9 protein-coding genes are annotated in these 10,015 nt (G+C 58.5%); all 9 read left to right on the top strand.

What is annotated here, in order from left to right:
* On the top strand, nucleotides 1-1,022 hold a 1,022-nt coding region (gene yidC / locus ADADOO_RS14670; protein ID WP_511278249.1), incomplete at its 5' end, for a membrane protein insertase YidC.
* A 3-nt stretch (nucleotides 1,023-1,025) separates the two neighbouring features.
* Entirely contained in the window at nucleotides 1,026-2,372 is a 1,347-nt protein-coding gene (mnmE, locus tag ADADOO_RS14665; RefSeq protein WP_511278248.1) for a tRNA uridine-5-carboxymethylaminomethyl(34) synthesis GTPase MnmE, read from the top strand.
* A gap of 622 nt (nucleotides 2,373-2,994) precedes the next feature.
* Entirely contained in the window at nucleotides 2,995-4,641 is a 1,647-nt protein-coding gene (locus ADADOO_RS14660; protein ID WP_511278247.1) for a B12-binding domain-containing radical SAM protein, read from the top strand.
* 38 nt (nucleotides 4,642-4,679) lie between these two features.
* Nucleotides 4,680-5,318 (top strand): hypothetical protein, encoded by a 639-nt coding sequence (locus ADADOO_RS14655; protein ID WP_511278246.1) that lies wholly within the window; start codon nucleotides 4,680-4,682, stop codon nucleotides 5,316-5,318.
* A 39-nt stretch (nucleotides 5,319-5,357) separates the two neighbouring features.
* On the top strand, nucleotides 5,358-6,689 hold the full coding sequence (locus tag ADADOO_RS14650; protein WP_511278245.1) for an NAD(P)/FAD-dependent oxidoreductase: 1,332 nt from the start codon (nucleotides 5,358-5,360) through the stop codon (nucleotides 6,687-6,689).
* Nucleotides 6,689-7,693 carry a chorismate transformation FkbO/Hyg5 family protein gene (locus tag ADADOO_RS14645; RefSeq protein ID WP_511278244.1) on the top strand — a complete coding sequence of 335 codons (1,005 nt, stop codon included), beginning with the start codon at nucleotides 6,689-6,691 and terminating at the stop codon, nucleotides 7,691-7,693. The genes ADADOO_RS14650 and ADADOO_RS14645 overlap by 1 nt, the downstream gene beginning before the upstream one ends.
* Entirely contained in the window at nucleotides 7,693-8,541 is an 849-nt protein-coding gene (locus ADADOO_RS14640; RefSeq protein WP_511278243.1) for a MipA/OmpV family protein, read from the top strand. The genes ADADOO_RS14645 and ADADOO_RS14640 overlap by 1 nt, the downstream gene beginning before the upstream one ends.
* The gene (locus ADADOO_RS14635) at nucleotides 8,534-9,316 is read left to right on the top strand and encodes a lysophospholipid acyltransferase family protein (RefSeq protein WP_511278242.1); all 783 of its coding nucleotides are present in this window, start codon (nucleotides 8,534-8,536) and stop codon (nucleotides 9,314-9,316) included. Before ADADOO_RS14640 ends, ADADOO_RS14635 begins: the two co-directional genes overlap by 8 nt.
* 23 nt (nucleotides 9,317-9,339) lie before the next feature.
* On the top strand, nucleotides 9,340-10,015 hold a 676-nt coding region (locus ADADOO_RS14630), incomplete at its 3' end, for a glycosyltransferase family 2 protein (protein ID WP_511278241.1).

The following is a 10,015-nucleotide window of genomic DNA, read 5'->3' as shown; positions in this document are numbered from 1 at the left end:
CGGGCGAAACCAAGATGGTCTCGACCTTTACCGGTCCGGCTGTTTATACCGATGCGGAGAAGTATCAGAAGATCGATTTTGGCCATATCGCCGACAACAAGGCCAAATTTGCCAAGACGGCCGACAACGGCTGGCTGGCCATGGTCCAGCATTACTTCGTAGCCGCCTGGGTTCCGAAGGAAAAGACTCAGCGCGAGTTCTACATGCGCAAGGTTGAAGGCAGCAACGTCTTCCAGACTGGTGTCATTGTGCCCGTCGCCGAAATTGCGCCGGGTGCCAAGGGTGAAGCTTCGGTCAGCCTGTACGCTGGTCCGCAGGAACAGTCGACCCTCAAGGAAGTGGCGACTGGACTTGATCTGGTGGTCGACTATGGCTGGTTGACGGTGGTTGCCGCGCCCATTTTCTGGGCCCTAGAAGCAATCCACAAGCTGGTTGGCAACTGGGGCTGGGCGATTGTCATTCTGACCATCATCATCAAGGCGATTTTCTTCCCGTTATCGGCCGCTTCCTACAAGTCGATGGCCAAGATGAAAGTTCTGACGCCGCGCCTGACGCAGTTGAAAGAGCGTTTTGGTGATGACAAACAGCGCCTGAACCAGGAAATGATGAAGATGTACCAGACCGAAAAGGTCAATCCGCTCGGTGGCTGCCTGCCTATCCTGGTCCAGATTCCGGTCTTCATTTCTCTCTACTGGGTGCTGCTCGGTGCCGTCGAAATGCGCGATGCACCGTGGATCCTGTGGATCAAGGATCTGGCTTCGGCTGACCCGTACTACATCCTGCCAGTCATCATGATGGTCTCGATGTTCGTCCAGACCAAACTCAACCCGACGCCGCCGGATCCGATCCAGGCCAAGGTCATGATGGCCATGCCGCTGATTTTCGGCTTCATGTTCTTCTGGTTTCCGGCCGGTCTCGTGCTTTACTGGGTCGTCAACAACGTGCTCTCCATTGCCCAACAGTGGCAGATCACGCGGCTCATCGATGCTGGCGGCAAGGCTGCCAACGACGCGAAAGCCTAAGGTGTGAAGTCAGACACCATCGCCGCCGTCGCTACGGCCCCAGGCCGTGGTGGTGTCGGCGTGATCCGCGTATCGGGCAGCAATTTGCTGCCCTTTGCTTTTGCGCTAACCGGAAAAACACCCAAACCGCGCTACGCAGCACTGGCTGATTTCAAGGCAGCCGATGGTTCCACGGTCGACAGTGGAATACTGCTGTTTTTCCCGAATCCCCAATCGTTTACCGGCGAAGATGTTCTCGAATTGCAAGGCCATGGTGGCCCGGTCGTCATGCAGATGTTGCTTGGCCGCTGTCTCGATCTCGGGGCAAGGTTGGCCGAACCGGGCGAATTCAGCCGCCGTGCCTTCCTGAACGGCAAGATGGACCTGGCCCAGGCCGAAGCCGTTGCCGATCTCATTGACGCCGCCACGACGAGCGCCGCCCGTTCGGCAGTGCGCTCCCTGCAAGGCGAATTCTCGCGGGCCATCGGTCAACTCAACGACGAACTGATCAACCTGCGCATGCTGGTCGAAGCGACGCTGGATTTTCCGGAAGAAGACATCGATTTTCTCAAGGCGGCCAATGCCTTTGGCCGCCTTGACGCCCTGCAACTTAAATTAGCTGAGATTTTCGATAAAGCCAGTCAGGGAAAACTGCTGCAATCAGGTTTGCATGTCGTACTAGCCGGCCAACCAAACGTTGGCAAGTCCTCACTACTCAATCGGCTGGCTGGCGATGATCTGGCCATCGTTACGCCCATTGCCGGCACAACGCGCGACGCCCTGCGGTCTACCATTCAAATCGAGGGTATTCCGCTGCACATCATCGATACCGCCGGCCTTCGTGATACCGAGGACGAGGTTGAAAAAATTGGCATAGCGCGTAGCTGGCAGGAAATCGAACGGGCCGACACTGTCCTCCTGCTGGTTGATGCAAGAACCGGCGTCAGCAATGCCGACCGGGAAATTCTCGCCCGTCTGCCAAAAGATTTGAAACGGGTCACCATCTACAACAAAATCGACCTCTCCGGCACACAAGCCGAACGACACGATGAGTCCGAAGCCACGGCAATTTCACTGTCTGCCCGTTCCGGTGAGGGGATAGACCTGCTGCGCCAGGAGTTGCTACGCATTGCCGGGTGGCATCAAGCCGAAGATGTATTCATCGCCCGTGAACGCCATATACGTGCCTTGGCAGATGCGCAGACACACATCGTCGCCGCTCGAACTATTGTCGAAGGCACTTTTCCTGCACTCGAACTTTTTGCCGAGGAGCTCCGTCTGACTCAGCAATCCTTAGGTCTGATTACCGGCGAATTCACTGCTGACGACCTGTTGGGCGTTATTTTTAGCCGGTTCTGCATCGGAAAATAGACCAGCACCAAATCATTGTTTGATAAACCGACCCGGCTTGACGCCGGGTTTCGCATTTCTGCGAGCGCAGCAATGCCTAAAATACGTTATTGATAGGGTGTTTTAGGTTGTCAATAAGCCTGTGTACAAGTTGTCCAGCAATTGTTAGCAAGTCAGTCATTTTCGAAAATCAAAAAAACTATCCAGAATTCATCCACAGGCAAGCCAGTGGTTTACCAAGCAGGACTAAGCATGTTCAAGTTAATGAAAATAAATAAAAAATTTATTTTATCCACAGACTTGTTGCTAACTTATTCTCAGTAGTTGGTTTACATATAGTTATTATCAAAAACCGTACTCCGCACTAAATTGGACCTGCAGCTTGGAATTCATTACACAGGAAATAGTGGTTTTGTTGTTTGCTGCCCTGATGGCTGAGTCAACGTCACGGGATCAGTAATCGGTACCCGGCTGGCCTTGAAGCATGGGAGTAGTTTCATTCGCCAGTGGTTTCTGGTGACGGTTGCAGTCTTGATCGTGAAATTTTTATGGGATACGTTCAGGCTTTTGTAAACCTTTTTCCGGAACTGAAGTGCGTCAGCATTTTCAAATAAAATCCAGCCACTTCGTTTGAGGAAACCCGATGCGCGTCACGCTTGTTCATCCTGCTGGCTTCAATTTTGTACCCGGCCAACCTGATTTTTCGGTGCTGGCCAACCGCATGCCGCCGATCGGCATCATGCAACTGGCCAGCTGGCTGGAAAAATTTGGTCATAGTGTGCAATTGCACGATTGCCTCGGCCCCTATGCGCCGCCGACCATCGCGGAAAATGCCGAGATTGTGCTGGCGACCGATCCGGAAATGGTGGGTTTTTCGGCGACGACCTCGGGCTTCATGGATGCCATCGAGATTGCCGCCTATATCCGCGAGCGGCGGCCGGAAATCAAGATCGTATTTGGTAACGTCCATGTCTCGTCGCTCGGGGCGCCCATCCTCGAAAAATTTCCGGAAATCGACTACCTGGTCATCGGTGAGGGCGAAGGTGCCATGCTGGAACTGGCCGATGGCAAGCCCCCGTCGTCAATCGGCAACCTGATTTGGCGGAACGAGGCCGGACGGATCATCGCCAATCCGCGCCGCGACCGTATCACCAGCCTCGACGAGCTACCCTTCCCGGCTTACGAAAAGCTGGCCGGTTTTCCGCACGCCTATCATTTGCCGCTGTTTGCCTATGAAATGCGCTACGGCGCGACGATGATCACCTCGCGCGGTTGTCCCTATACCTGCTCGTTTTGCGATCGCACGGTGTTCGAGCGGGCCTACAAGACCAATTCGCCGCAGTACATCTACGATCACATGAAGTATTTGCGGGACAACTTTGGTGTCTGGCACATCAACATGTACGACGATCTGTTCACCGCCAAGAAACAGCGTGTCCTCGATTTGTGCGAACTGTTGATCGAAAAACCGCTCGGCATGCAGTTCAACTGTGCTATTCGCGCCGGCCATACCTCGGATGAAATGCTGGCCAAGCTCAAAAAGGCTGGGGCGCTCATGGTGTCGATCGGCATCGAATCGGCCGACCCGGAAATGATGGAGCGACACAAGGCTGGCGTCACGCTCGGGGCGGTGCGCGAAACTGTGCACGCAATCCACGCCGCCGGCTTGCGTGCCAAGGGGTTGTTCATTTTCGGCATGCCCGGCGAAACGCCGGAAACCGTGCGGACGACCAGCGATTTCATCCTGTCGCTCGAACTCGATGATATGAACATGACCAAGTTCAGCCCACTGCACGGAGCGCCGATCTGGGATGAGTGCATCAATGACCCGACCGGCGATTTCGTTGAGGACTGGCGCCTCATGAACTGCCTGAATTTTGTGTACCTGCCGGAAGGCTTCAAGTCGCGAGAAGAAATGGACGCGCTGTACAACTGGCACGTCAAACGCTTCTACGACAGTAAGGGCTATCGGCGCCGCTTCGCCAAGCGCCTGTGGCAGCATCGCTGGAGCCTCTGGCATGTGCTCAAGCACCTGCCGGAGACCATTGCCGCCGCGCGTTACTTCAGCGCCAACAAGGAGCAGCTCGAAAAAGCAGCGCGCGAATTCAAGTTGCATCCGCGTCAGCCGCTTGGTCTCACGCCGCAGTTGTCGACCGAGTTGCAAATCGACAACATCGTCTCGCTGTCGCCGATCAAGCTGACCCGGCGCGAAGCTGCCAAGCAGATCATTCCGGTGGTTTATGAAGCATCGGCATGCTGTACGCCGCCGACCATACCGGCGGCGGTATAATCGCCCCTCTTTTGTCATGGGCATCGGGGAGCACTGACATGAATGAACATTTCATTTTTGGCCGCTTTTTCCGGTTGACCGTGGCAGCCTGCGTCGTTGTCGCCCTGGGCGCCTGCAAGGGCAATGAAACGAAGCCGGAAGACGGCAGCCCGACGGCCGAGGTAAAAAGGGATACGGCGGTGCGCAGCGGTTACGCCTGCTGCAACCTGCATTACTCGGGCGACTGGATTAGCGACTCAAATTTGGCCCAATTGCCGTTCATTCCGGTCGGCACGCCGATCAAGGTTCTGAAGATTGACGGCTATCGGGCCAACATCGACGTTGAGGGCAAGCCGTATCGCCTCGGCCATGATTACGGCCGGGCCGAGGAAACGACCGAACAATGGGTCAGCAAGATGGTCGTGCTTGAAGACCCGAAAGTGAAGATGGCGAAGTTTTCGCCAGCGGTGCGCAATGCGATCACCAAGGGCCAGCTCATGAAAGGCATGACCAAAGAGCAGGTCATCATGGCGGTTGGTCATCCGCAAACCAACGAAAATCCGCGTCTGGATGCTCCCTACTGGCGCTACTGGTGGTCGAGCTTCGGCCCCTATTACGTGTATTGGGCCAAAGGACGCGTCAGCAAGATCGACGGCCATTCCGAAACAGTGGGCACCATGACCTACAAAGGCAAATAACTCATCGCCACCACAGAGAACAAAACAAGGGTTTCAATGATGGAACAAGTGCAGGGAGTGGAGCGAAAGCATTGCGACGTGTTGGTCATCGGTGGCGGGCCGGCCGGGTCGACCGTGGCGCCGATGCTGGCCGAAAAAGGTTACCAGGTGGTGATGCTGGAAAAGGCGCATCACCCGCGTTTCCACATCGGCGAATCCTTGCTGCCGGCCAATCTGCCGCTCTTCGAGCGGATGGGCATTGCCGAGGAAGTAAAGGCCATCGGCATGCACAAGCCGGGTGCCGAATTCGTTTCCCCACACCATGACATGTCGTCGGTCTTCGTCTTCGCCGAGGCATGGGACAAAACCATGCCCCACGCCTACCAGGTCAAGCGCGACCAGTTCGACACCATCCTGATCCGCAACGCCGAGAAAAAGGGCGTCGAGGTCCATGAGGGCTGCAAGGCCAAGTCCGTCGATTTTCTGCCCGATAACACCGCTGCTATCCGCGCCGTGCACGACGACGGCCGCGAAACCGAATGGCAGGCCCGCTTCGTGGTCGATGCCTCTGGCCGCGATACCTTCCTGGCCAACCGCTTCCAGATCAAACACCGTAACCCCAAGCACAACAGCTCCGCCATCTATGGCCATTTCACCGGCTGCAAGCGCCACGAAGGCGTGGCCGAAGGCAACATCACCATTTTCTGGTTCGAGCATGGCTGGTTCTGGTTCATCCCGATGCAGAACGACATCACCAGCATCGGCATGGTGACCTGGCCCTACTACATGAAAACAAAGGGCGAGCGCAGCCTTGAGCGATTCCTGCGCGATGGCTTCGCCCAGTGCCCGAAACTCACCGAGCGCCTCAAGGACGCCCGGCTGATCAACGAAATCGAGGCCACCGGCAACTTTTCCTACGTTTCCGAGCGCAATCACGGCAACAACTACGTCATGCTCGGCGACGCCTACGCCTTCATCGACCCGGTGTTTTCATCGGGTGTGTTGCTCGCCATGAACAGCGGCGTCATCGCGGCCGAAGCGATCGACACCTGTCTGAAGAATCCGGCCAAGGCTCCGGCGGCGCTCAAGCGTTTTGACAAGCTCATGAAGCACGGGCCGAAGGAATTCTCGTGGTTCATCTATCGGGTCACCAACCCGATCATGCGCGAATTCTTCATGGGTCCGCGCAACCTGTTCCGCGCCAAGGAAGCCGTGCTGTCCATGCTGGCCGGGGACATCTTCGGGAAGACGCCGATCTGGTCGTCGATCTTCGCCTTCAAGATGCTCTACTACATCGCCAACATTACGCAGCCGAAGAAAGCCTTCATGGGCTGGAAACAGCGCAAGTTCAACATTCGCAAGGTCGACGACGCGGTCGTTTACAACGCATAGTGGCGCTCCAGTTTGTTTCCTCGCCGTCTGCGGTTTCACGTGAAACCAGCCGGGAACTCGGTGGCGCCCTGATCGGCGAGCCGCCCAGCGGTGCCCTGCCGGCCTGGCCCGTGCAGCGAGTATTTGCCCCCCTGCTCGGGGCGACATCAGCTGCCATTCATGAAACCTGGCTGAGTGATCAGCCGGTCATTGCCGGCCGTAGCGAAGGCATCGTCTGGCGGCGCGCCGATGGCCTGCTCTACGGTGTCTTCGAGCTCGACGAAGCCGATTTCGCCGCTTCGCCGAACTGCTCGCCCTTACAGGCGGCCAGCGAGGAAGGCTATCGCCGCATTTTCCGCTTGCTTGATGCCGAGCAGGTGCCACACCTGTGGCGGGTGTGGAATTATCTGGGCGCGATCAATCTGGAAACGCATGGCCTGGAGCGTTACCGCCAGTTCAACATTGGCCGGCAGGATGCCTTCCTCGACTGCCATCGCGGCGCCACCGGCAACGTGCCGGCGGCCTGCGCCATCGGTCTGACCGGCTGCCCACTGAGCATCGCCTTCCTGGCCGGCGTCTCGCCGGCGGTTCCGCTCGAGAATCCGCGGCAGATCAGTGCCTACAACTACCCGGCCGACTACGGCCCGCGCAGCCCGACCTTTTCGCGCGGCGCGCTGGTTTATCCGCCGGCCCAGGAAATCCTGTTCATCTCGGGCACTGCGAGCATCGTCGGTCATCAGACCGTGGCGCCGGGCAACGCGGTCGGGCAATGTCGCGAGGCTATGGCCAATATTGCCGCCGTGGTCGCCGAGGCCAATCGCCAGTGCCGCACTGCGCCGTACGCGCTGAGCGAGCTTTTCTACCGAGTTTATGTGCGTCAGCCGGCCGATTTCCGGATTGTCCGCGAAACCCTGTCACCGCTCGTCGGCACGGCCGAAATTGTCTACATGCAGGCCGACATCTGCCGGCATGATCTGTTACTCGAAATCGAGGCGATGGCCTCGCACTCGCTGGAGGAAGCGTGATGGCCGTGGCGAAAAAATTGAGCAAGGGCGCGCTGGTCGCGCTCGGACTGGCCACCATGGCGGGTGGCGTCCAGGCCGCCGGCGACCAGCCGTTGTGGGAGCTTGGCGCCGGACTGGCCGCTTTCAGTTTCCCGTCGTATCGCGGTTCGGACCAGACCCACAATTTTTTCATGCCGGTGCCGCATTTCACCTACCACGGCGATTTCCTGAAGGCCGACCGCCAGGGTATCCGCGGCAGCTTCTTCGATTCCGATCGCGTCGATCTGACGGTCAGCCTGGCGCTCTCGCCGCCGGTGAGCAGCGACAACATCACGGCACGGGCCGGCATGCCGGATCTTGAGGGCACCTTCGAGATTGGTCCGGAAATCGATTTCACCTTCTGGCGTTCGGCAAACCGGGCCCGTTTCGTCAAGCTACTGGTGCCTTTGCGCACGGCCATTACCGTTGAAGGTTCGCCGAAGAGCATCGGTTGGGTCTTCCATCCCAAGCTCAACATGGACATTACCGACATCCCCGGCATGGCCGGCTGGAACCTCGGCATGCTGGCTGGCCCGCTGTTCGGCGACAAGCGTCAGCATGCCTACTACTACACCGTCGCCCCGCAGTACGCGACGGCCGTTCGTCCGGCCTATGAAGCCAATGCGGGCTATGCCGGCATGCAGTATCTCGTCGCGCTGTCCAAGCGCTTCCCGAAATACTGGGTCGGCGGTTTCGTGCGCTACGACAACCTGAGTGGCGCCACCTTCGAAAACAGTCCGCTCGTTCGCCAGAAAGATTACTTCGCTGCTGGCATCGCGTTCACATGGGTTTTCGGAGAGTCGTCGACCCGCGTCAAGGTCGATGACTGATCGTTGGCGCGCCGGCCATCCCCTGTGGATGGCCTACGAGTACCTAGCCATGGTCGTCGGTCTGGGTTCGCTGGCCGTGCTTTGTCTGATCTGGCTGCCCGGCGCGCTGATCCTCGATTTTTTGCTGCCTCGACGCCTTGGCCAAACGGTTGGCCGGGCCGTCATTTCATGGGGTTTCCGGCTTTATCTGGGCATTCTGAGTGCTTTCTGCGCCTGCCGTTTCGACCTGACCGAGATTGACCATCTGTGCGAGCAGGGGCCGCTCATCGTTGCCGCCAACCACCCTTCCCTGCTCGATGCGGTGCTCATCGTCTCCCGGCTGCCCAATGCCGTCTGCGTCATGAAGGCGGCGCTCATGGACAACCTGCTGTTCGGCGCTGCTGCCCGGCTGGCCCGCTACATCCGCAACGACGCGGCACTCGACATGATTCTCGGGGCGCGCGACGAGTTGCAGCAAGGGGCGCATCTGGTCATTTTTCCCGAAGGTTCGCGCACGCTCGATTTTCCCTTTGACGCCAGCTCGCCGAGCGTCGGGCTGATTGCCAGCCGCAGCAAGGTCGATGTCCAGACCCTGCTCATCGAATTTTCCACCCCGTATCTCGGCAAGACCTGGCCGCTTTTCCGTCGCCCCCAATTGCCGCTTAGCTGCAGGGTCCGCCTCGGCCGACGCTTTCCTCCGCCAGCCAATATCCAGACGTTTACCGCCGAACTCGACGCTTACTTTCATGCCGAATTTGGCCAAAATTTCCCGTCGACCGTAGCATTTGCTGCCTGAGCCCTGTCCGCATCCTTTTCGCCATGTCCGCCGCTTCAAAAACGCATCTCGTCCTGATCCCCAGCTACAACCCCGGCCCCAAGGTGCTCGCCACCGTGCAGGCTGCCCGCGCCCAATGGACGCCGGTGTGGGTCGTGGTCGACGGCAGCACCGACGGCAGCGGCGTAACGTTGCAGGGGCTGGCCGCCAATGATGCCGGCCTGAAAGTCATCGTTCTCCCGGAAAATCGCGGCAAGGGCGCGGCCGTGCTCGAAGGCATCACACTGGCCGCCGCCGCCGGCTTCACGCACGCCCTGACCATGGATTCCGACGGCCAGCACCCGGCCGAACTGATTCCCGCCTTCATGGCCGCCTCGCAAGCCGAGCCAAAAAAAATGGTGCTCGGCAAGCCGGTCTTCGCCGCCGATGCACCGGCCTTGCGCGTCAATGGCCGCAAGGTATCGAACGGCTGGGCCAATCTCGAAACGCTATGGATGGGCATCGGTGATTCGCTGTATGGTTTCCGCGTCTATCCGATCCAGCCGCTGATCAAAATCATGCGCGCCAACCGCTTCATGCGCCGTTTCGATTTCGATCCGGAAGCCGTCGTCCGGCTGTGCTGGGCGGGCGTCCGGCCGGTCAACATCGACGCCCCGGTGCGTTATTTCCGGGCCGACGAGGGCGGCGTTTCGCACTTCAAATACCTGCGCGACAACACCC

The organism is Azonexus sp., from assembly GCF_036170495.1.
Lineage (GTDB): Bacteria > Pseudomonadota > Gammaproteobacteria > Burkholderiales > Rhodocyclaceae > Azonexus.
Note: the sequence above shows the minus strand (reverse complement) of the source record. Positions and strands in the feature narration are given on the sequence as shown.